We start from the raw sequence: 21100 nt of genomic DNA on the forward strand, positions 1-21100 counted from the left end.
GTGGAGCCGGCCGCGGGGGAGCGCGGCGACGACCAGCGCCCGCAGGACGGCGAAGGGGGGCCGGGGGAGGGCGCCGGATGATCTCGGAGCCCGAACTGGAGGACGACGGCCGGCCGGGCGCCGCCGCAGCCCCCGGCATCCCGGGCCAGCGCGGCGGTGCCGCCCGGCCGGGACCCGGCGGCGCCGCCCCGGACGGCGGGGAGCCGCCGCCGGTCGTCGTCGGCGACGGCAGGCCGCCGCCGACGCCCCGCAGGACGGCCGTCACCTGGGGCCTGTGGGGCGCGCTCGCCGCATCGGTGCTGTGGGGCGCCGGCCTGACCCTGTACCACTCGGGCGGACCCGACCTCGGCGGCTACGGCCCCGAGCGTGACCTCTGCCTCGACGCCCCGCTCACCGCCCTCTCCCAGGTGCTCGGCGGTCCCTCGATGCCGCAGGCCACGTCCGACGAGACGGAGGCCGTCGACTCGGCCGTGTGCAGGACCGACCTCGGTCCGGCCCCCGCGGGCAGCCCGCTGGACGCGCCCGACGACCGCGGCGGGACGCGCGGGCTGGTCGACCTGCGGTACGTGCTGCACAGGAAGACCGACCCGGCGCCTGAGTTCGACGCCCTGCCCGAGGCGAAGTCGCCCGGCTCCGCCCTGCACCTGCTGCGGGTGCCGGGCCTCGGCACCCGCGCCTACCTGGTCACCGACAGCGTGGGGGACCTGCCGCCCACGCTGCGGGTCCTCGACGGCAGGGCCGAGTTCACCCTCTCCGTGCGCGTCTACTCCTCCTACCGGGGCCACCCGGCGGCGCCGTCCTCGGTGCGGCCGCGGTACGTGGCGGCGCACCTCGTCTCGGACGTGCTCGCGCCCGCCATGGCGGACGACCTGCGCACGGTGCTGAAGACCGTCAAGTCCCCCGAGTAGGGCCGCGGCAGGGGCCGTGGGCCTCTACAGTCACTCCGTGCGCAGCCCGTCCGCCCGCATCATCCGCCACAGCGGCGGCAGGCTCGCCAGCGTCACGACGAGCACCAGGCCCGCGCCCGCCCCCGCGTGAGGACGCGGGGCGAGGTGACGAGGGCGCGCGCCACCGCGACGCGCTGTCCCTGCCCGCCGGAGACCTCGCCGGGGCGCTTGCCCGCGACGTCCGCGACTTCGAGGCGTTCGAGCCACGCGCGGGCCGCGGCCTCCGCGGCCCTGCGGCGGGTCCCGCCGAGCCGCAGCGGAAGCGCCACGTTCTCCACGCAGGTCAGCTCGGGCACCAGCTGGCCGAACCGGAAGACGAAGCCGAAGTCGCCGCGGCACAGCGCGCTGCGGCGGGCGTCGGAAAGACCCGTCAGTTCACCGCCCCGGTAGGTGACCGAGCCGGCGTCCGGTACGGCGATCCCGGCGAGGCAGTGCAGCAGCGTCGACTTGCCGGAGCCCGAGGGGCCCATCACGGCGACGACCTCGCCGGGCGAGACGGAGAACGACGCCCCGGCGAGCGCGGCCGTGGGCCCGTAGGACTTGTGCAGGTCGACGGCGGTCAGCAGCGGGCCCGTCATGGGCGCACCGCCGTGGCGAGCCGGTCGAGCCGCGCGGTGGTCAGTTCGAGCCAGCGCAGATCCGCTTCGAGGTGAAAGAGGGCGTGGTCGCAGATGAGCTGGTCGGCGAGGTCGCCGTGGCGCTTGCGCTCGGTCAGCTCGCGCATCGTCCGCAGGTGCGAGGCGCGCTGCACGTCGAGGAGTTCGGCGGCGTCGCGGCCGGTCAGCAGCGCGATGACGACCTTCGTGTAGAGCGTCGACTGGAGGTAGGGCTCAGGCCGCTCCGGGGTGGCGAGCCACTCGCGCACGTCGGTCACCCCGGCATCGGTGACGGCGTAGCGCTTGCGCTCGGGGCCGTCTCCTGACTCGATGCTGTCGACCTCGACGAGCCCGTTCTTCAGCAGCCTCGACATGGTCGAGTAGACCTGGCCGTAGTGCAGGGGCCGGTCGTGGCCGAATTTGTCGTCGAAGGCCCGCTTGAGGTCGTAGCCGTGGCGCGGACCGGTCTCCAGGAGACCGAGGAGGGTGTGACCGATGGACATGCGCGGCACTCTACGCGCTGGCTATACATGCCGTGTATAGTCAGCGCGGGCCCATCGCGACGGCGCGTGGCCGCCCGCGCCCTCACCGCTGTCCGGCCCCGCGCCGGGCCCCTCTCCCGCTCGCGTGCCGTGTCCGCCTTCCGGTCCCGAGTCGGGCCTGTCCCTGCTCGCGTGCCATGTCCGCCTTCCGGTCCCGCGCCCGGTCCGCTGCCTTTCGGTCCTGTACCGGGCCTGCCGTCGGGTCCGGCCCCGGACTCGTGCCCGGGTCCGGATCTGGCCTCGGAGGCCTGAGCCCGGGGACGGGCACGGGCACGGTCCTGGCGCCGGCCTCGGGCCCGTACCCGGCCGCTGCCGCACGGCGGCCTTCCCCTGCGGGGCGGGCCTTCCCCCGCGGGGCGGGTCGTACTCGGCCCGCCGGCCCCGCGTCGGCTCTCAGCCGCCCGTGCCCTCACTGCCTCCCGGCCCTGGGCCGGGACCGTCTCCCGGCCCTGCGCCGGGCCCCGCGCCGGGCTCGGCCTCGGACGCGGTCCTGGCGTCGGGCCCGGTCCCGGGTTCGGACCCGGGCCGGGGGCCGGCCTCGGGTGCGGGGCCGGGGCCGGCCGCCGCCGTGCCGCGCGGCGGCCTCCCCCTGCGGGGAATGGGGCGGGCCGAGCCCGGCAGCCGGCCCGCCTCCGCGAGAGCGCGGCGCAGCAGGTACTCGATCTGCGCGTTGGCGCTGCGCAGTTCGTCGGAGGCCCAGCGGGCCAGCGCGTCGTACACCGCCGGGTCGAGCCGCAGCAGCACCTGCTTGCGCTCGCCGCCCCTGCGGGGGCTGCCCTCCGTCACTGGTACAGCGTGCCCGTGTTCACGACGGGCTGGGCCGCGCGGTCGCCGCAGAGCACCACGAGCAGGTTCGACACCATCGCCGCCTGCCGCTCCTCGTCGAGATCGACGATGTCCTCCTGACGCAGCCTGCGCAGCGCGGCCTCCACCATGCCGACCGCGCCGTCCACGATCTCCCGCCTGGCCGCGACGACCGCGCCCGCCTGCTGGCGCTGGAGCATCGCCGAGGCGATCTCCGGCGCGTACGCGAGGTGCGTGAAGCGGGACTCGACGATCTCCACGCCCGCCGCGCGCACCCGCGCCGACAGCTCGGTCACCAGCCGCTGGGTGATCTCCTCCGCGTTGCCCCGCAGGGACAGCCCGTTCTCGTCGTGCGCGTCGTACGGGTACTCGATGGCGATGTGCCGCACCGCCGCCTCGGTCTGCGTGGAGACGAACTCCAAGAAGTCGTCCACCTCGAAGGTCGCCTGCGCGGTGTCCCGCACCTTCCACACCACGACCGCCGCCAGCTCGATCGGGTTGCCGTAGGCGTCGTTGACCTTGAGCACGGGCGTCTCGTGGTTCCGCACCCGGGTGGAGACGCGGCGCCGCGTCGTCAGCGGGTTCACCCAGCGCAGCCCGTCCGTGCGGATCGTGCCCCGGTAGCGGCCGAACAGCTGGACCACCCGCGCCTCGCCCGGCGCCACCATGTTCAGCCCGCGCATCGCGAAGAACGCGGCGACGATCACGGCGATCCCGACGGGGATGAGCGCGCCCTTGACGGCGTCGCCCGAACTCGCCGCCGCGACCACGAGCAGCGCGATCCCCACGACGAGCCCGACGAGGCCGAGCAGCAGCGCCAGCCCGCCGCTGATGCTGTGTGCCGCGACCTCCGCGACCCGGGGCGCGGGCATCGTCGGCACCTCGGGCCCGCCAGGCGTCCCCCGGGTCCCCGCGTCCGGCGGGTCGCCCTGTTCGTCACTCGGTTTTCCGCTGGTGGAAGCCATCTCGTCACCCCGTCCCTTCGCGGGCGCGCCCTCGCGCACCCGTGGTGGTGCCGCCCTCGCGACCCCTATCAAAGTGCTATCAGATTACCCTATGCGGCAACCTTCCGGCGGGGAAATGCGTCGGTTCCCGTCGGGACGGGTGGTTCTTCTCACGTCCCCGTGCCCCTGATCTGCGGCCTTGCGCCGCAGTCCGCGGTGTTAGCTTTCTGAGCTGGTTTGCGGAGAGTGCGAGCCGATTCCTGCGATGGGGGCCCCGACACGGATCACCGGGACCGAGACCTGAGAGCGGAGCGACAGAGCGATGGGCCGAGCTGATGAGCGGCGCGCCCGGCAGCAGGCGGCCCGCCGCGCCGGCCGCCGGGACCGCAAGGGGAGGAAACGCGGCATAGGCCGCCTCTTCACCTGGAAGAAGATCCTGGGCGCGGTCCTCGGCGCAGCCGTCGTCGCGATCGGCGCCTTCCTCTTCCTCTACATGTCCGTCCCGGTGCCGGCCGCGAACGCCGACGCCCAGCGCCAGAGCAACGTCTACCGCTACAGCGACGGCACGGTGCTCGCGAGGACCGGCGCGGTCAACCGCGAGATCGTCGGCCTCGACCAGGTCCCCAAGGGCGTGCAGCACACGTTCGTCGCGCTGGAGAACAAGACGTTCTACAAGGACTCCGGCGTCGACTTCAAAGGCACCGCGCGCGCCCTGCTGAGCACCGTCACCGGCCACGGCAGGCAGGGCGGCTCGACCATCACCCAGCAGTACGTGAAGAACTACTACCTGAACCAGGACCAGACGGCGACCCGCAAGCTCAAGGAGCTTGTGATCTCGCTCAAGGTGGACCGCAACAAGTCCAAGGGCGACATCCTGGCCGGGTACATGAACACCAGCTACTACGGCCGCAACGCCTACGGCATCCAGGCCGCGGCCCAGGCGTACTACGGCGTCGACGCCTCCCGCCTCACCGTCGACCAGGGCGCCTACCTCGCCGCGCTGCTCCAGGCGCCGAGCCAGTACGACTGGGCCGTCGCCACGCCCACGGGCAAGAAGCTGGTGACCCAGCGCTGGGCCAACGTCCTGAAGAACATGGTCTCCATGCACTGGCTGTCCGAGCAGGACAGGGCCGCCATGAAGTTCCCCGTACCGATCAAGCCGCGGCCGCAGGCCGGGCTCGGCGGCCAGACCGGCTATCTCGTCGACGCGGCCGACCGCGAGCTGGAGAACCGCCTTGAGGCGGAGGGCGCGTCGGCGTCCGACGCGCAGGCCAGGGTCGCCGCGGGCGGCTGGACGATCACGCTCAACGTCGACCGCAAGAAGGAGGCGAGGCTGGAGAAGGCGGTCAAGGCCCAGCTGACCTCCAAGCTCGAACCGAAGGAGCGGCCGCGCGACGCGGACGCCCAGGCGGGCGCGGTCTCCGTCGACCCGAGGACCGGCCGGGTGCTCGCCCTGTACGGCGGCAAGGACTACACGACCCACGCGACGAGCAACGCGACGCGCGAGGACTACCAGCCCGCGTCGACGTTCAAGCCGGTCATCTTCGCCACCGCCCTGGAGAAGGGCGCCCATACGCAGGACGGCAAGCCGATCGACGCGAGCACGATCTATGACGGCACCAGCGGCCGACCGGTCAAGGGCAGCAGCATCGCGTTCGCGCCGACCAACGAGGGCCACGCGAACTACGGTCCGATCACCGTCCAGAAGGCGATGGACGACTCGGTCAACTCGGTCTTCGCGCAGATGGGCGTCGACGTCGGCATGTCCGACGTGCTGAGGACCGGCGCCAAGCTCGGCATGGACATGAAGGACCAGCAGCCGTACCCGTCGCAGACCCTCGGCACCATGGGCGCGAGCCCGCTCCAGATGGCGGGCGTCTACGCGACCTTCGACAACCACGGCAGGCTCGTCACCCCCGCGGTCCTCAAGTCGGCCGAGGACCAGGGCCGTTCGATCGCGCTGCCCGACCCGGTCGGCGGGCGGGTCCTCACCCGAGACACCGCGGACTCGGTCACCTCGGTGCTCACCGGCGTGGTCGACCAGGGCACAGGATCCATCGTCCGCAACAAGAACTTCCAGGTCGCGGGCAAGACCGGCACCTCGGACGACGACGTCTCCGCGTGGTTCACCGGCTTCACCCCCGACATGGTCACCTCCGTCGGCCTGTTCGGCGAGGCGGCCAAGGCGGAGAGCGTCGAGGGCAAGAAGTACCCGCAGTACGGCCACGTGCCGCTGACCGGCACCGGCGGGCTCGTCGCGCAGGGCGGCCGCGTCAACGGCGGCGGCTACCCGGCGCAGATCTGGGGCGAGTACATGTCGGGCGCCGACACGGTGCACGGCGCCGCCGGCAGGTTCGACCTCGACACCGACCAGGGCGCGGCGGTCGCGCCGTCCCCGACCCTGTCGCCCTCCTCGTCGCCGAGCACCTCGCCGAGCACCTCCCCTTCGCCCTCGCAGTCGAGCTCGCCGCCGCCCTCGCCCTCGTCGTCCTCGCCTGCGCCGCCGTCCAGTTCCGCGCCGGACGACGGGCAGTCCCCGCCGTCCAGCGAGGAGCCGCCGGGCGGTGACTCCTCACCGCCGGTCCCGCCGCTGTCCCCGCCCGCCCAGCCGGGCGGCGCCGCGGGCCGCGACGACGGTTTCTTCTCACCCTGACCGCGGGCACTCCGCACCGACGGCGAGGGCCCCGGCCGGCGCGCTCAGCGCGCGCCCGCCGGGGCCCTCGGCACGTGGGGCCGTCAGCCGCCGTTGACCTTCTTCGCGATCCGGTCGCCCACGTTCTTGTCGATGTTGCGCCAGTACTGCACGGCCCGTTCGAGCACCGGCTTCGAGACGCCCTGGAGCAGGTGGCCCGAGACGTTCGACACCAGCCGGTCGCGGGCCGCGTCGTCGAGGACGGTGCGGACCATCGTGCCGGGCTGGCCGAAGTCGTCGTCCTCGCGGTGCAGGCTGTACGCCTCGCGCACCAGCTCGCCCGCCGCGGCCCAGCTCGCCGGGTCGCCGAAGCGGCCGAAGTCCGCCGCGGGGCCGCCGTACGAGTTGGGCGCGTACGGCATCGACGCCTTGGAGGCCGTGTACCGCATGGAGCCGTCCCTGCTGTACGAGTTGACGGGCGCGTGCGGCCGGTTGGGCGGCAGCTGCGTGTAGTTGGCGCCGATCCGGTACCGGTGGGTGTCCGGGTACGAGAACAGCCGGCCCAGCAGCATCTTGTCGGGTGAGGGCCCGATGCCGGGCACCATGTTGGACGGCTCGAACGCCGCCTGCTCGATGTGGATGAAGAAGTCCTCGGGGTTGCGGTCGAGGACCATCCGCCCCACGTCGATCAGCGGGTAGTCCGAGTGGGGCCACACCTTGGTCAGGTCGAACGGGTTGAAGCGGTAGTCCGCCGCGTCCTCGAACGGCATGATCTGGACCTTGAGCGACCAGCTCGGCGCGTTGCCCGACTCGATCGACTCGTACAGGTCCCTGCGGTGCTTGTCCGCGTCGTGGCCCGCCAGCTCGTCGGCCTCCTCCTGGGTGAGGAAGTCGATGCCCTGGTCCGTCTTGAAGTGGTACTTCACCCAGAACCGCTCACCGGCGCCGTTGATCCACATGTACGTGTGGGAGCCGTAGCCGTTCATGTGCCGGTACGTCTTCGGGATGCCGCGGTCCCCCATCAGCCAGGTGACCTGGTGGGCGGACTCGGGAGAGAGCGTCCAGAAGTCCCACTGCATGTCGTTGCTGCGCAGCCCGGTCGCCGGGTGCCGCTTCTGGCTGTGGATGAAGTCCTGGAACTTGATCGTGTCGCGCACGAAGAAGACCGGGGTGTTGTTGCCGACCAGGTCGTAGTTGCCGTGCTCGGTGTAGAACTTCAGCGCGAAACCGCGCGGGTCGCGCCAGGTGTCGGGGGAGCCCTGCTCGCCCGCGACCGTGGAGAAGCGTGCCAGCATCTCCGTCCGCTTCCCCGGCTGGAACAGGTCGGCCTTGGTGAACTGGCTGACGTCGTTGGTCACTTCGAAGAAGCCGTAGGCGCCCGAACCCTTGGCGTGCACCACGCGCTCCGGCACCCGCTCCCGGTTGAACTGGGCCATCTTCTCGATGGCGTAGTGGTCCTGGAGCAGGATCGGGCCGTCGCGGCCCACGGTGAGCGAATGCTCGTCGCTCTCCACCGGGATACCGACGTTGTTGGTGGTGAACGGCGCCTTCGGCGTTGACTCTGTCACGGTGTGGCCTCCCGCAAGCAAGAAGGCCCGGGGGTCCGGGGACCGCCCCGGGTTGACTGTGGACATGTGTCCCACCCCCGGGACCCGGCCTTCACGGGGCCCCGGCGGGCACACGTCCCGCGTGCCCCAGTGAACTCCTACAACACCCCTTCGGCAACATTTGGACGGCATCCAGTTCTGTCACCCGTCCATGAGGCGGCGCGGGGGCCCGCCCGTCAGGACACCGGGCGGCGGGAGGGTCCTCACACCCCCGTGGGGATCTCGAACCACACCACCTTGCCGCTGCCGAGCCGGGTCGCGCCCCACCTGCGGGCCAAACGGTTGACGAGGAACAGGCCGCGGCCGCCCTCGTCCGTGTCCCTGGCCCGCCGCTGCCTCGGCAGCTGCGGCGAGTCGTCGCCCACCTCGCAGCGCAGCACGTCCGTGCGCAGCAGCCGCAGCGTCACCGGCCGCTCCGCGTACCGCACGGCATTGGTCACGACCTCGCTGATCAGCAGCTCCACCGAGTCGCTCAGCTCGTCGAGGCCCCAGCGCGAGAGCGCCTTGCGGGCCAGCCGCCTGGCCCGCCCAGGCGCCGCGTGCTCGGGCTCAAGGAACCAGTAGGCGACATCGCTCGGCGCGATCCCGTCGAAGCGGGCCGCGAGCAGCGCGATGTCGTCGTCGCGGTCGCCGGGGCCCAGCACGTCGAGCACGTCGTCGCAGAGCGCCTCAAGAGGCGGCGCGTGGTCGGGCCCGGTGAGCCGCGAGGCCGCCTCCAGGCGCTCCCGCAGCTGCTCGATACCGGTCCACACGTCCCGCAGCCGCGACTCGACCAGGCCGTCCGTGTACAGCAGCAGCGTCGCGCCCGAGGGCGCGTCCAGCTCCACCGCCTCGAAGTCGACCCCGCCCACCCCGATCGGGGCGCCCGGCGGCACTTTCAGCACCTCGGCGCGCCCGCCCTGGTGGAGCAGTATCGGCGGCGGATGGCCCGCGTTCGCGATGGTGATCCGGTGCGACACCGGGTCGTACACCACGTACATGCAGGTCGCCATGCGGTCCGTGCCGAGCCGCTGCGCCTGCTCGTCCAGGTGGTGCAGCACCTCCTGCGGCGGCAGGTCGAGGCCCGCGAGGGTCTGCGCCGTCGTGCGGAACTGGCCCATCACCGCCGCCGACGTCATGGAGTGCCCCATCACGTCGCCGACGACCAGCGCCACCCGGCTGCCGGGGAGCGGGATCGCGTCGTACCAGTCGCCGCCGACCCGCGCGGTCTCCGCCGCGGGCAGATAGCGCGAGGCGAGCCGCACACCCGTGGGCTGCGGCAGGTTCTCCGGCAGCATGGTGCGCTGGAGCTCGTCCGCGATGTACGCCTCGCGCCCGTACAGCATGGCCTTGTCGATGCCGAGGGCCGTGTGGGTGGCGAGCTGCCCGGCGACCAGCAGGTCGTTCGGGTCGAAGGCGGCCCGCTCGGGCCTGCGCAGGAAGACCGCGGCGCCGATCACCCGCCTGCGGCCGCGCAGCGGTGCCAGGATCACCCGGTGCCCCGTCGGCAGCAGCCGGTCCTCGCCCAGCAGCTCGGGCAGCGCCGCCTGGGCCGTGGCCGCGTCGCCGAAGACGGGCCGCACGCCCCGCAGCACCTCGCCGAGCGCGCCGCCGAGGCGCACCTCGCACAGCTCGGCGGCGGGCAGCACATCGCTCGCCGGGTCGAGCAGCAGCGCACTCGTGGCGGGCACGGCGGGCGCGGCGGGACCACCGGGCAGCCGGGAGGGGATGCCGTTCAGCGACTCCAGATCTTCACCCGAAAGGCGCAGCCGGTCCGTGCGGCGCAACCGCAGCACGAACGGGGAGACCGGGCGTTCGTCGCCGACCGGCAGCGGGTCACGCAGATAGACGAGTATCGCGTCGGCGAACGTCGGCACCGTGGCCCTGCACAGCCCGAGCACGATCTCGTCCAGGTCCATGCCGCGCGCGATCCTGCGCGTCGCTGCGCCCACGAACCGCAGCATGTCGCCCTCGCGCCTGGCCCCGACCGAGGGGTCGAGCCCGGACCGCGGCGGCGCCACGGCCGGCCCGCCCTCGCCCGGCCGCGGCCTGCTGCGTTCCTGCGGCCCCGCAGCCAGGGGCTGCCGGCCTTCGTGGGAGGTGGGGTGCTCCGTCACGCGTGGAATTCCGTCCGTCCGGGCCGATGGTGCGCGGCCGCCGGCCCTGGGGCGGCGGCTCCGGCGGGGAGGGCGCGTGCGACGGCCGCACGTCCGCTGGTGCGCATGTCCCGCCTCCCCCTCGTCGTGCTGCTCGGCTTGCTCACGTCCGCTGTGTATGACTCGCAGTCAGTTCGTGCACCGGGACCACCCGTCGGGCCCCATGATCCGGACGACGATCCTACGGTCCAAGCCTGTGGCATGGCCAAGGGTCTCACGCCGACGGTACTCGGTGCGCCGATCCGACCCGGCCCCAGTCGTCCGGGAGTTCGGGCACCTGCCAGGCCGGGTCGGGCCGCCAGTCCTCCCAGCCGTCGCGGAACGGCGCGTCCCACGCGACGACCGAGGCGAGGGCGTCGCGCCCCGCCGCCTCCACCTGCCCGGCCTGGTCCGCATCCATCAGTCCGTCCTGCCGCGCCTGCGCGAACTCGTCCTCGTCCCGCCACCGCCAGGTCCTGTCGGGGTAGACGTCGATGTCCAGGAAGTGGTCTTCGGAGTCGACTCCGCGCGCCCACCGGGAGTGCGGGCTCTCCAGATTGACGTACCAGCTCTTGAAGCGCCAGCTCTCGTCCCACCACAGCCACACCGACCAGGGCTGCCCCGGGCGGGCCAAGGAGAGGATGCCGGGCCCCGTCCACGGCGAGAGCCGCACCGTGCGCGGCGCGGTGTAGCGCGTCGCCAGCGGCTCCTCGTACGGCAGCCGGCCGTCGGCCAGGGCCGGCCGCACGCAGACCGTGCCCGGGGCGAGCCACAGCGCGAGCAGCTCCGCGTCGTCGCGCACGACCGTCACGGGACGGCAGATGTGGATGGCGTCGCCGCCGTTCTCCCGGTAGCGCCACAGGATCTGCGTGCCCGGCGCCCAGCGCTCCGTGCCGTCCGCCGCGCATTCCGTGTCCTTCATGCGCAGATCTTACGGGCGTGTCATGCGCAGCACGTCGAGCGCCTCGTCGAGCTGTTCCCGCGTCAGGTCGCCCCGCTCGACGTACCCCGACTCCAGGACGACCTCCCTGATCGTCTTCTCCTCGGCGAGCGACTTCTTGGCGACCTTCGCCGCCTCCTCGTACCCGATGTACTTGTTCAGCGGGGTCACCACGGACGGCGACGACTCCGCGTAGGCGCGGGCCCGTTCGACGTTGGCCTCGATCCCGTCGACCGTGCGGTCCGCGAGCAGCCGCACCACGTTCGCCAGCAGCCGCACCGACTCCAGCATGTTCTTCGCGATCACCGGAAGCATCACGTTGAGCTCGAAGTTGCCGGCCGCGCCGGCCGTCGCGATCGTCGCGTCGTTCCCGACGACCTGGGCGGCCACTTGGAGGACGGCCTCGGGGATCACCGGGTTGACCTTCCCCGGCATGATCGAGGAACCCGGCTGGAGGTCGGGCAGCCGGATCTCGGCGAGGCCGGTGCGCGGGCCCGACGACATCCAGCGCAGATCGTTGGCGATCTTCGTGAGGGAGACGGCGAGCGTGCGCAGCTGCCCCGAGGCCTCGACCAGGCCGTCCCGCGCGCCCTGTGCCTCGAAGTGGTCGCGTGCCTCCGTCAGCGGCAGCCCGGTGACCGCGGCGACCTCGGCGATGACCGCGGCGGAGAAACCGGGCGGGGTGTTGATGCCGGTGCCGACGGCCGTGCCGCCGAGCGGCAGCTCCGCGAGCCGGGGCAGCGAGGCGGCGAGCCGCTCGACCGCGTACCGCACCTGCGCGGCGTACCCGCCGAACTCCTGACCGAGGGTCACCGGGGTGGCGTCCATCAGATGCGTACGGCCCGACTTGACGACCCCGGCGAACTCGGCGCTCTTGCGTTCGAGCGCCCTCGCCAGGTGGTCGAGGGCCGGGACCAGGTCGCGGGTGACGGCCGCGGTCGCGGCCACGTGGATGGACGAGGGGAACACGTCGTTGGACGACTGCGAGGCGTTGACGTGGTCGTTCGGATGGACCGGGCGGCCGAGGCGCTCCGTCGCGAGGGTCGCGAGCACCTCGTTGGTGTTCATGTTCGACGACGTGCCGGAACCCGTCTGGAAGACGTCGACGGGGAAGTGCGCGTCCCACCGGCCCTCGGCGACCTCGTCAGCGGCCGACCTGATCGCGTCCGCGACGTCCCGGTCCACCACGCCGAGCTCGGCGTTGACCTTCGCTGCCGCCGCCTTGATCTGCGCCAGGGCCTGGATGTGCGCGCGCTCCAGGTGCTGCCCCGAGATCGGGAAGTTCTCCACGGCGCGCTGCGTCTGCGCGCGCCACTTGGCCTCGGCGGGCACCCGCACCTCGCCCATCGAGTCGTGCTCGGTGCGGAAGGCGGCGGGGTCGGCGCCGGGGCCGCCGGTCGGGTCGGTCGTCATCGTGGGTGTACCTCCTGAACGGGTCAGCGCGGGTCCGCGCCGATGTGTTCCCCGAGGGACGCATGTCACAACCCGCCCGGCGGCGGTCCCCGGCGCCGCCGGATGTCCCGCGGTCAGGCGAGGCCGGGGCCGCGCACCGGGATCGTGGTGAAGGTCGGTTCGGCGGCGGGCTCGGTGAAGAAGTCGTTGCCCTTGTCGTCCACGACGATGAACGCGGGGAAGTCCTCCACCTCGATCCGCCAGACCGCCTCCATGCCCAGCTCCTCGTACTCGACGACCTCGACCTTCTTGATGCAGTCCTGCGCGAGCCGCGCGGCGGGCCCGCCGATCGAGCCCAGGTAGAAGCCGCCGTGCGCGGCGCACGCGTCGGTCACCTGTTTCGAGCGGTTGCCCTTCGCGAGCATCACCTTCGAGCCGCCGGCCGCCTGGAACTGCGCCACATAGCTGTCCATCCGGCCCGCGGTCGTCGGCCCGAAGGAGCCCGACGCGTAGCCTGACGGGGTCTTCGCGGGGCCCGCGTAGTAGACCGGGTGGTCGCGCAGGTACTGCGGCATCTCCTCGCCCGCGTCGAGCCGCTCCTTGATCTTCGCGTGCGCGATGTCACGCGCCACCACCAGCGGGCCGGTCAGCGAGAGCCGCGTCTTGACCGGGTACTTGGTCAGCTCGGCGAGGATGTCGTCCATCGGGCGGTTCAGGTCGACCTTCACCACGTCGCCCTCGGACAGGTGCTCGTCGGTGGTCTCCGGCAGGAACCGCGCGGGGTCCGTCTCCAGCTGCTCCAGGAAGACGCCCTCGGCGGTGATCTTCGCGACGGCCTGGCGGTCGGCGGAGCAGGACACGGCGATCGCGACCGGCAGGGACGCGCCGTGCCGCGGCAGCCGCACCACCCGCACGTCGTGGCAGAAGTACTTGCCGCCGAACTGCGCGCCGATGCCGATCTTCTGCGTCAGCTCGAAGACCCGCTCCTCAAGATCCTTGTCGCGGAAGCCGTGCCCGGTGGGGGAGCCCTCGGCCGGCAGCCCGTCCAGGTAGTGCGCCGAGGCGTACTTCGCCGTCTTCAGCGCGAACTCCGCCGACGTGCCGCCGACGACGATCGCCAGGTGGTACGGCGGGCACGCGGCCGTGCCCAGCGAACGGATCTTCTCCTCAAGGAACGTCATCATGGCGGACTCGTTGAGGATCGCCTTCGTCTCCTGGAACAGGAACGACTTGTTGGCGCTGCCGCCGCCCTTCGCCATGAAGAGGAACTTGTACGCGCCGCCGTCCGTCGCGTACAGCTCGACCTGCGCGGGCAGGTTCGAGCCGGTGTTCTTCTCCTCCCACATGGTGAGCGGCGCCATCTGCGAGTAGCGCAGGTTGAGCCTGGTGTAGGCGTCGAAGATGCCGCGGGAGAGGGCCTCCTCGTCCCCGCCCCGCGTGAGGACGTGCTGGCCGCGCTTGCCCATCACGATGGCCGTGCCGGTGTCCTGGCACATCGGCAGGACGCCCGCAGCGGCGATGTTCGCGTTCTTCAGCAGGTCCAGCGCGACGAACTTGTCGTTCGACGACGCCTCCGGGTCGTCCACGATGCGGCGCAGCTGCGCCAGGTGCGCGGGGCGCAGGTAGTGCGAGATGTCGTGCATGGCCTCGGCGGCGAGGGTGCGCAGCGCCTCGGGCTCCACCGTGAGGAACGTACGACCGCCGGCCTCGAAGGTGGAGACTCCCTCGGCGGTCACCAGCCGGTACGGCGTGGTGTCCTCACCGGTGGGCAGCAGATCGGAGTACGCAAACTCAGGCATTTTGGGGCCATTCCTCACTCGACGGGCCGCGGCTGCCCTCGTCTTCGGCAGCCTCCTAAGCGTAGGACCCGGCGCGGACACCGCCTGTGTGAGGTGACGCTCACCTGTGCGCGGCCGGTGCGGGGCGCGGCCCAGGGGGGAGCGGGCCGTATCGGCCCCCGGGTCCGGCTCGCCGGCTCGCGACAGCCCCTGGTCGCGATCTATCGCGTTTCGCTAGTCTGGCCGCGTGGACCTCGAAAAGCACCCCAAGAAGCCCGCGGCGCCCGTCGCGCCCGGAGCGATCCGCGCCTCCGACGCCGACCGGGACAGGGTCGCCGACATCCTCAGGGACGCCCTGGCCGAGGGCCGCCTCGACGCGGACGAGCACAGCGAGCGCGTCGACGCGGTCTACCGTGCCAAGACGGTCGGCGAGCTGGAGCCGCTGGTCGGGGACCTGCCCGCCGGGGCGAACGCCGCGCCGCGCGCCGCCGCCGGCCCCGAACCCCGGGCCGCGTACGGGTACGGGCAGGAGGGCGCGGGTGCCCCCGCCGACAGCCTGGTCGCCGTCTTCAGCTCCAACGTCCGCAAGGGGCGGTGGCGCATCGGCCCGCGCACCAACGCGTTCAGCCTCTTCGGCAACATCGAGATCGACCTGACCGAGGCGCTGTTCGCGCAGCGCGAGACCGTGATCAACGCGACCTCGGTCTTCGGCAACGTCGAGGTGCGCGTGCCGGAGAACATCTCGCTGCGCGGCAACGGGACCGGGGTCTTCGGCAGCTTCGAGGTGCGGACGCTGGAGGGCCCCGACCCCGACGCCCCCGTGGTGATCGTCAACGGCTTCGCGGTCTTCGGCAACGTCGAGGCCAAACCCAAGCGCGGCAAGGTCATCACGGACCTGCGCGACCGCCTCCGCAAGCACCTGGGCTGAGCCAGGCGCCCCGCCGGTTTCGCGGTGGCAATGGCCCCGGGCGCCGCGCCCTGCGGGGTGCCATCTGCCGTGGCCCTGCCCGTACTTGCCCCGACTCGGCCCCCGGCGTCCCGTATTCGGGACGGCGTTCGGTGGTGCGAACCGCGGGCCACGCAGTGCATAGGCGTGCGTACAGCGGGTAGGGACCCCTGCATCGTCTCTCGCTCGCGAAGCCGTCGTCAGGAGTAGACCGTGCTGCATCTGCCGCAGAAGCCACTACAGGCCGCCGCCGCTTTGCCCCAGCACACCCCGAGGCGCGAGGATCAGGCGGGCCCGTGGCACTCGGAGGCTGTGTGCCGTCGGGACGAGGCCGGACTGTTCTTCGCCCCCTCCAAGGAGCCGACGGCCGCGAGGCTGTCGCGTGAGGAGGCCGCGAAGCGGGTCTGCGCCCGCTGCCCCGTGATGGTGGAGTGCCGGGAGCACGCACTGGTCCAGCCCGAGCCGTACGGCGTCTGGGGCGGTCTCACCGCGGCCGAGCGCCGCGTCGTCCTCGCCCGCCGCAGGCGGCGCGAGGTGGAGCTGCGCAAGGCCGCGACGAGCGCCGCCTCGTCGGGCCGCATAGCCGCGGCCGGCTGAGCCCGGCCGCACTCTTCGCGGGTACGGGAGGTGCCCCCGCCGCACACGGGGGCACCTCCCGCATGTCACCGCAGTGGCTCGGTGCCGCGCGCGGACTCCTGTCCGGCGTCGGGTTGCCCGGCGCGGGTTACTTGGCGCGGTCGAAGTCGATGGCGCTGTACGCCCGCAGCTTCGAGAGCCGGTGGGTCGAGTCGATCTGCCGGATCGTGCCGGACTTCGAGCGCATCACCAGCGACTGGGTGGTCGCGGTCTCCGAGCGGTAGCGCACGCCGCGCAGCAGCTCGCCGTCGGTGATGCCGGTGGCCACGAAGAACACGTTCTCGCCGCCGACGAGGTCGTCCGTGGTCAGTACCCGGTCGAGGTCGTGGCCCGCGTCGAGCGCGCGCCGCCGCTCCTCGTCGTCCTTCGGCCACAGCTTGCCCTGGATGACGCCGCCGAGGCACTTCATCGCGCAGGCCGTGATGATGCCCTCGGGCGTGCCGCCGATGCCCATGAGCAGGTCGACGCCCGTGCCCTCCCGTACGGCCATGATCGAGCCGGCCACGTCGCCGTCCGAGATGAACTTGATCCGCGCGCCCGTCTCGCGGATCTCCTTGACGATGCCGTCGTGCCGCGGGCGGTCGAGCACGACCACGGTGACGTCGTCCGGGGAGGAGTGCTTGGCGCGCGCGACCCGGCGGATGTTCACGGACACCGGGGCGTTGATGTCCACGAAGTCCGCGGCCTCGGGGCCGGTCACCAGCTTGTCCATGTAGAAGACCGCGGACGGGTCGAACATCGTGCCCCGGTCGGCCGCCGCGAGCACGGCGATCGCGTTGGGCATGCCCTTCGCGTTGAGCGTGGTGCCGTCGATCGGGTCCACCGCGATGTCGACCTCGGGCCCGGTGCCGTCGCCGATGTGTTCGCCGTTGAACAGCATGGGCGCCTCGTCCTTCTCGCCCTCGCCGATCACCACGACGCCGTTCATCGAGACGGTGGAGACCAGGGTCCGCATGGCGTTGACGGCCGCGCCGTCCGCGCCGTTCTTGTCCCCGCGGCCCACCCAGCGCCCGGCGGCCATCGCGGCCGCCTCGGTGACGCGCACGAGTTCGAGGGCGAGGTTGCGGTCGGGCGCCTCGGGCGCCACGTCGAGCGGTGGCGGCAGGTGATGGTCTGTCATCGGAGCGCGCACCTTTCTTGCTGCTCTGCGGAACCTGCCGGCTCCGCTGTGCCGGTCGGCGGATCGGGGCGACGGCCCTGCCCGCCCTGTACGGAGAGCGGATGATCCGACTCTATCGGTAGTACGCCAGATTGAGCAGTGGGCCCCACGGATGAGCGCGCGGTACGGGTGCGACCATATGGGGCGTGGCAGGCGAAGAACAGCACGGCGCGAGCACGGCGGACACGGCGGCACCGGAGGGCGGCGCCCCCGTGGGCCCCTCCGACGCGGGGGCCTCCGGCTCGGGGACCTCGGACGCGGGGGCCTCGGACGCGGGGGCCGCCGCGTCAGCCCCGGCGGGCGCGGCCGACGCGGGCGGCTCGGCCCCGGGCGGTCGGAGGGTGTCCGGAGCGGACGAGGGCGCGGCAGCTCCGGGTGCGGGTGCCGGTGCGGGCAGGGCCCACGGCGCCGATGACGCGGGAGCCGCAGCCGGCGACGGCCCGGCCCGCGGCGCCACCCCGGCCCCGGGAACGGCGGCACCGGCCGCGGCCGGCGGCTCTCGGCAGCGCAACAGGACCGTGCGGGGCATGATCCTCTCGCTCCTTGTCATTGGCGCCGCGGTGGCCGTGATCTACACCCTCTTCATCCCGCACGACGACAAGGGCGGCAGCGCGGTCAAGCGCGTCGACTACCGCGTCGAACTCCTCACCGCCCGCCGCGCCGCCCCCTACCCGGTGGCCGCGCCGACCGGCCTGCCGAAGACGTGGAAGCCCACGTCCGTCACGTACGACGGGAGCGACGGCCACGCGTGGCACCTCGGCTTCCTCGACCCGCACGGCGAGTACGTGGCGGTCGAGCAGTCGACCTCGCCCGCGAAGGGCTACGTCGCCGACGTCAGCCAGAACGCCAGGAACACCGGCAGGACCCAGGAGATCGCGGGCCGGCGCTGGCAGCGCTGGACCGGCGGCCACTACGACGCGCTCGTCAGTACCGAGGGCGGTGCGACGACCGTCGTGACGGGCACCGCGTCGCAGCAGGACCTCACCGCCATGGCCGCCGCGCTGGACTTCGCCGGGACGAAGGCCTGACTGTCGGTGCCCGACCCTAAGGTGGGGGCATGGCCAAGACGGAGACGGGTGAGGAAGTCGCGCAGCCCACGAGCGCGCTCGGCTACGAGCAGGCGCGGGACGAGCTGATCGAGGTCGTGCGCAGGCTGGAGGCGGGCGGCACGAGCCTTGAGGAGTCGCTGGCCCTCTGGGAGCGCGGCGAGGAGCTGGCCAAGGTCTGCCGCCACTGGCTGGACGGCGCCCGCGAGCGCCTCGACGCCGCCCTGGCCACGGACACCCCCACAGAGGACTGACCGGGCCCGTCCCCGGACCGCAACGCCCGTCCGGCAGCGCCGCCCGCCCCTGACGGGTCCCCCTACCGCGCCCGTACGCCCCCGGGCAGGCGCCCCGCACCCCACGGCCCCCGGTTCCTCGTGCCCGCCCCGGGCCGGCGACCCACGCCCCGCGCGGTCGCACGCCCGAGGCGCGGACTCCCCCGGCGCGCGCCCGGCCGCGGGGGCCCAAGCCCCCCCCGTGCCCCCGTGCTTCGGCGTAACGCGCGCGGTCCGGGGTCAGTCGGGGCGTACGGGGAACTCGCCCTCCGCCACCCGGGCGCGCAGGGGTTCTCCCGCCGTGACCTGCCCCGGTGAGCGGACCACCGCGCCGTCCTCACGCTGCAGGACCGCGTAGCCCCGGTCGAGCGTCGCCGCGGGGGAGAGCGCCACCACACGGGCGAGCGTGTGCGACAGCTCGGAGTCCGCGCGGTCCAGGAGGTGCCGCAGCACCCGGCGGCCCCGGTCGGCGAGCGCGGTGACCTCCGCCTCCCGCTCGTCCACCATCCGCCGCGGCCGCTCCATCACCGGCCGGGCCAGCGCGTGCGCGAGCCCGCGCTCCTCGCGCTCCACCAGTGCCCGCACCGAGCGCAGCGCACGCTCCCGCAGGACGCGCACCCGCTCCAGCTCCTCGCCGACGTCCGGCACGATCCGCTTCGCCGCGTCCGTCGGCGTCGACGCGCGCACGTCGGCGACCAGGTCGAGCAGCGGCGAGTCCGGCTCGTGGCCGATCGCCGACACCACCGGCGTACGGCACGCGGCGACCGTCCTGATCAGCTGCTCGTCCGAGAACGGCAGCAGGTCCTCCACGCTGCCGCCGCCGCGTGCCACCACGATGACGTCCACCTCGTCCAGCGCGTCGAGCTCCCGCACGGCCTCCACCACCTGAGCGACCGCGTTCACCCCCTGCACGGCCGTGTTGCGCACCTCGAAGCGGACCGCGGGCCACCGGCGCCGCGCGTTCTCCAGCACGTCGCGCTCGGCCGCCGAAGCCCGCCCGCACACCAGCCCGATGAGCTGCGGCAGGAACGGCAGCCGCCGCTTGCGCTCCGCCGCGAACAAGCCCTCGGCCGCCAGCGACTTGCGCAGCTGTTCGAGCCTGACCAGCAGCTCGCCCATGCCGACGGGGCGGATCTCCGCCGCGCGCAGCGACAGCTGGCCGCGCGGCGCGTACCACTCGGGCTTCGCGTGCACCAGCACGCGCGCCCCCTCCGACACCACGTCCGCGATGGCGTCGAACACCTGGCGGTAGCACGTCACGCCCACCGAGATGTCGTACGACGGGTCGCGCAGCGTCAGGAAGACCACCCCGGCGCCCGGCCTGCGGGAGATCTGGGTGATCTGCCCCTCCACCCAGACCGCGCCGAGCCGGTCGATCCACCCGCCGATGAGCCGCGACACCTCGCCGACGGGCAGCGGTGCCTCCGGGGAAGTCGTCAGTGCCATGTCCGCGAGCGTATCGGCCGCCTCCGACACCGCGGTGCCGCGCGCCCGCGGGCCCCGACACCGGGGGCGGACGGCGCTCCCGCGCGCGCCGGCGTCCCCCGTACGATGGGCCGCATGACTGCAACGCCCGACCAGCCCGCGCCGTCCGCCGGAAAGCGTGTCCTGCTCGCCTCCCCCCGCGGGTACTGCGCGGGCGTGGACCGCGCCGTGATCGCCGTGGAGAAGGCCCTGGAGCAGTACGGCGCCCCGATCTACGTCCGGCACGAGATCGTCCACAACAAGTACGTGGTGAAGACCCTGGAGAAGAAGGGCGCCATCTTCGTCGAGGAGACGGCCGAGGTCCCCGAGGGCTCGATCGTCATGTTCTCGGCGCACGGCGTCGCCCCCGTCGTGCACGAGGAGGCCGCCGCCCGCAATCTCGCCACGATCGACGCGACCTGCCCCCTCGTCACCAAGGTGCACCGCGAGGCCGTGCGGTACGCGAAGGAGGACTACGACATCCTCCTGATCGGCCACGAGGGCCACGAGGAAGTCATCGGGACCTCGGGCGAGGCGCCGGAGCACATCACGATCGTGGACGGCCCCGACGACGTCGCCGACGTCGAGGTGCGCGACGAGTCGAAGATCGTCTGGCTGTCGCAGACCACGCTCTCCGTGGACGAGACGATGGAGACGGTCGACCGGCTGAAGGAGAAGTTCCCCGCGCTGGTCTCGCCGCCGAGCGACGACATCTGCTACGCGACGCAGAACCGTCAGATCGCCGTCAAACAGATGGGCGCAGCCGCGGACCTGGTCATCGTCGTCGGCTCGAAGAACTCCTCCAACTCGGTGCGCCTGGTCGAGGTCGCCCTCGGCGCGGGCGCGCGCGCCGCGCACCTCGTGGACGGCGCGGAGGAGATCGAGGAGGCGTGGCTCGACGGGGTCACGACGGTCGGCCTCACCTCGGGCGCCTCCGTGCCCGACGTGCTGGTCGAGGGCGTCCTCGCGTGGCTGTCGGAGCGCGGGTTCGAGGACGTGGAGATCGTGAAGGCGGCCGAGGAGTCGATCACCTTCTCCCTGCCGAAGGAACTGCGCAGGGACCTGCGGGCGGAGCTCGGCGCGTCCTGACGCCGCCGCGCGCCGCCCCAGGGTCGCCGGGCACCTCAGGGCCGCGCCCCGCCGCAGGGTTGCCGGGCGTCCCGGGGCGCCCGGCGGGGCGCGGGCCGGGACGGGGGTGCCCCGCAGCCCGCGCCCCGCAGCCCGCGCCCCCCATTACCTTCTTGGTGGCCCCGCAATGGGGCGCCCGGCCTTCGGAGTTGG

General features: G+C 73.0%; 16 protein-coding genes and 2 pseudogenes. 7 read left to right on the top strand and 11 right to left on the bottom strand.

Going from position 1 to position 21100, the window contains the following annotated elements; translation table 11 throughout:
* Window positions 1-77 precede the first annotated feature (77 nt).
* Complete coding sequence (locus ABEA77_RS31545) at window positions 78-908, top strand: hypothetical protein (protein ID WP_345655246.1); 831 nt, start codon at window positions 78-80, stop codon at window positions 906-908.
* A 128-nt stretch (window positions 909-1036) separates the two neighbouring features.
* Here the strand turns inward: ABEA77_RS31545 and ABEA77_RS31550 are convergent.
* From ABEA77_RS31550 to ABEA77_RS31565, 4 genes and pseudogenes are all read right to left on the bottom strand, one after another.
* Window positions 1037-1525: pseudogene (locus tag ABEA77_RS31550) on the bottom strand (ABC transporter ATP-binding protein); the annotation flags it as partial.
* Window positions 1522-2046, bottom strand: a complete 525-nt coding sequence (locus ABEA77_RS31555) for a PadR family transcriptional regulator (protein WP_345655248.1) — start codon at window positions 2044-2046, stop codon at window positions 1522-1524. The pseudogene ABEA77_RS31550 and the gene ABEA77_RS31555, both read right to left, overlap by 4 nt.
* Window positions 2047-2622: 576 nt before the next feature.
* Window positions 2623-2871: pseudogene (locus tag ABEA77_RS31560) on the bottom strand (type II toxin-antitoxin system antitoxin); the annotation flags it as partial.
* The gene (locus tag ABEA77_RS31565; protein ID WP_345655273.1) at window positions 2868-3761 is read right to left on the bottom strand and encodes an SPFH domain-containing protein; all 894 of its coding nucleotides are present in this window, start codon (window positions 3759-3761) and stop codon (window positions 2868-2870) included. The pseudogene ABEA77_RS31560 and the gene ABEA77_RS31565, both read right to left, overlap by 4 nt.
* 394 nt (window positions 3762-4155) lie before the next feature.
* On the opposite strand from ABEA77_RS31565, the gene ABEA77_RS31570 reads away from it, so the two are divergent.
* Entirely contained in the window at window positions 4156-6486 is a 2331-nt protein-coding gene (locus ABEA77_RS31570; RefSeq protein ID WP_345655250.1) for a transglycosylase domain-containing protein, read from the top strand.
* Window positions 6487-6569: 83 nt separating this feature from the next.
* On the opposite strand, the gene ABEA77_RS31575 is transcribed toward ABEA77_RS31570, so the two are convergent.
* The 5 genes from ABEA77_RS31575 to ABEA77_RS31595 form a co-directional block, all read right to left on the bottom strand.
* Window positions 6570-8033, bottom strand: coding sequence for a catalase (locus tag ABEA77_RS31575; protein WP_345655252.1), 1464 nt, complete (start codon window positions 8031-8033; stop codon window positions 6570-6572).
* A gap of 242 nt (window positions 8034-8275) precedes the next feature.
* On the bottom strand, window positions 8276-10168 hold the full coding sequence (locus ABEA77_RS31580) for an ATP-binding SpoIIE family protein phosphatase (RefSeq protein WP_345655254.1): 1893 nt from the start codon (window positions 10166-10168) through the stop codon (window positions 8276-8278).
* A gap of 253 nt (window positions 10169-10421) precedes the next feature.
* Complete coding sequence (gene fomD / locus ABEA77_RS31585) at window positions 10422-11108, bottom strand: cytidylyl-2-hydroxypropylphosphonate hydrolase (protein WP_345655256.1); 687 nt, start codon at window positions 11106-11108, stop codon at window positions 10422-10424.
* 9 nt (window positions 11109-11117) lie between these two features.
* Window positions 11118-12539, bottom strand: coding sequence for a class II fumarate hydratase (locus ABEA77_RS31590; protein WP_345655258.1), 1422 nt, complete (start codon window positions 12537-12539; stop codon window positions 11118-11120).
* Between the two features lie 113 nt (window positions 12540-12652).
* Window positions 12653-14317 carry a fumarate hydratase gene (locus tag ABEA77_RS31595; RefSeq protein WP_345655259.1) on the bottom strand — a complete coding sequence of 555 codons (1665 nt, stop codon included), beginning with the start codon at window positions 14315-14317 and terminating at the stop codon, window positions 12653-12655.
* Window positions 14318-14543: 226 nt separating this feature from the next.
* On the opposite strand from ABEA77_RS31595, the gene ABEA77_RS31600 reads away from it, so the two are divergent.
* Both ABEA77_RS31600 and ABEA77_RS31605 read left to right on the top strand, forming a co-directional pair.
* Window positions 14544-15224, top strand: a complete 681-nt coding sequence (locus ABEA77_RS31600) for a DUF1707 SHOCT-like domain-containing protein (RefSeq protein ID WP_345655261.1) — start codon at window positions 14544-14546, stop codon at window positions 15222-15224.
* A gap of 231 nt (window positions 15225-15455) precedes the next feature.
* Window positions 15456-15839, top strand: coding sequence for a WhiB family transcriptional regulator (locus ABEA77_RS31605; RefSeq protein WP_345655263.1), 384 nt, complete (start codon window positions 15456-15458; stop codon window positions 15837-15839).
* 127 nt (window positions 15840-15966) lie between these two features.
* Here the strand turns inward: ABEA77_RS31605 and glpX are convergent, their stop codons facing one another.
* A complete protein-coding gene (glpX, locus tag ABEA77_RS31610) occupies window positions 15967-16998 on the bottom strand; it encodes a class II fructose-bisphosphatase (protein WP_345655265.1) in 1032 nt (343 codons plus the stop codon).
* Between the two features lie 557 nt (window positions 16999-17555).
* Here glpX and ABEA77_RS31615 point away from each other — a divergent pair.
* Together ABEA77_RS31615 and ABEA77_RS31620 are read left to right on the top strand one after the other, a co-directional pair.
* Window positions 17556-18065 (top strand): DUF4245 domain-containing protein, encoded by a 510-nt coding sequence (locus ABEA77_RS31615; RefSeq protein ID WP_345655275.1) that lies wholly within the window; start codon window positions 17556-17558, stop codon window positions 18063-18065.
* Between the two features lie 29 nt (window positions 18066-18094).
* Window positions 18095-18337 carry an exodeoxyribonuclease VII small subunit gene (locus ABEA77_RS31620; protein ID WP_345655267.1) on the top strand — a complete coding sequence of 81 codons (243 nt, stop codon included), beginning with the start codon at window positions 18095-18097 and terminating at the stop codon, window positions 18335-18337.
* A gap of 258 nt (window positions 18338-18595) precedes the next feature.
* On the opposite strand, the gene xseA is transcribed toward ABEA77_RS31620, so the two are convergent.
* On the bottom strand, window positions 18596-19801 hold the full coding sequence (xseA, locus tag ABEA77_RS31625) for an exodeoxyribonuclease VII large subunit (protein WP_345655269.1): 1206 nt from the start codon (window positions 19799-19801) through the stop codon (window positions 18596-18598).
* A 105-nt stretch (window positions 19802-19906) separates the two neighbouring features.
* Here xseA and ABEA77_RS31630 point away from each other — a divergent pair, with 105 nt between their 5' ends.
* On the top strand, window positions 19907-20908 hold the full coding sequence (locus ABEA77_RS31630) for a 4-hydroxy-3-methylbut-2-enyl diphosphate reductase (protein WP_345655271.1): 1002 nt from the start codon (window positions 19907-19909) through the stop codon (window positions 20906-20908).
* The last annotated feature ends 192 nt before the right edge of the window (window positions 20909-21100 follow it).

Origin of the sequence: Streptomyces tremellae (genome assembly GCF_039540215.1) — a bacterium.
In the GTDB taxonomy this organism is placed as follows: domain Bacteria; phylum Actinomycetota; class Actinomycetes; order Streptomycetales; family Streptomycetaceae; genus Streptomyces; species Streptomyces tremellae.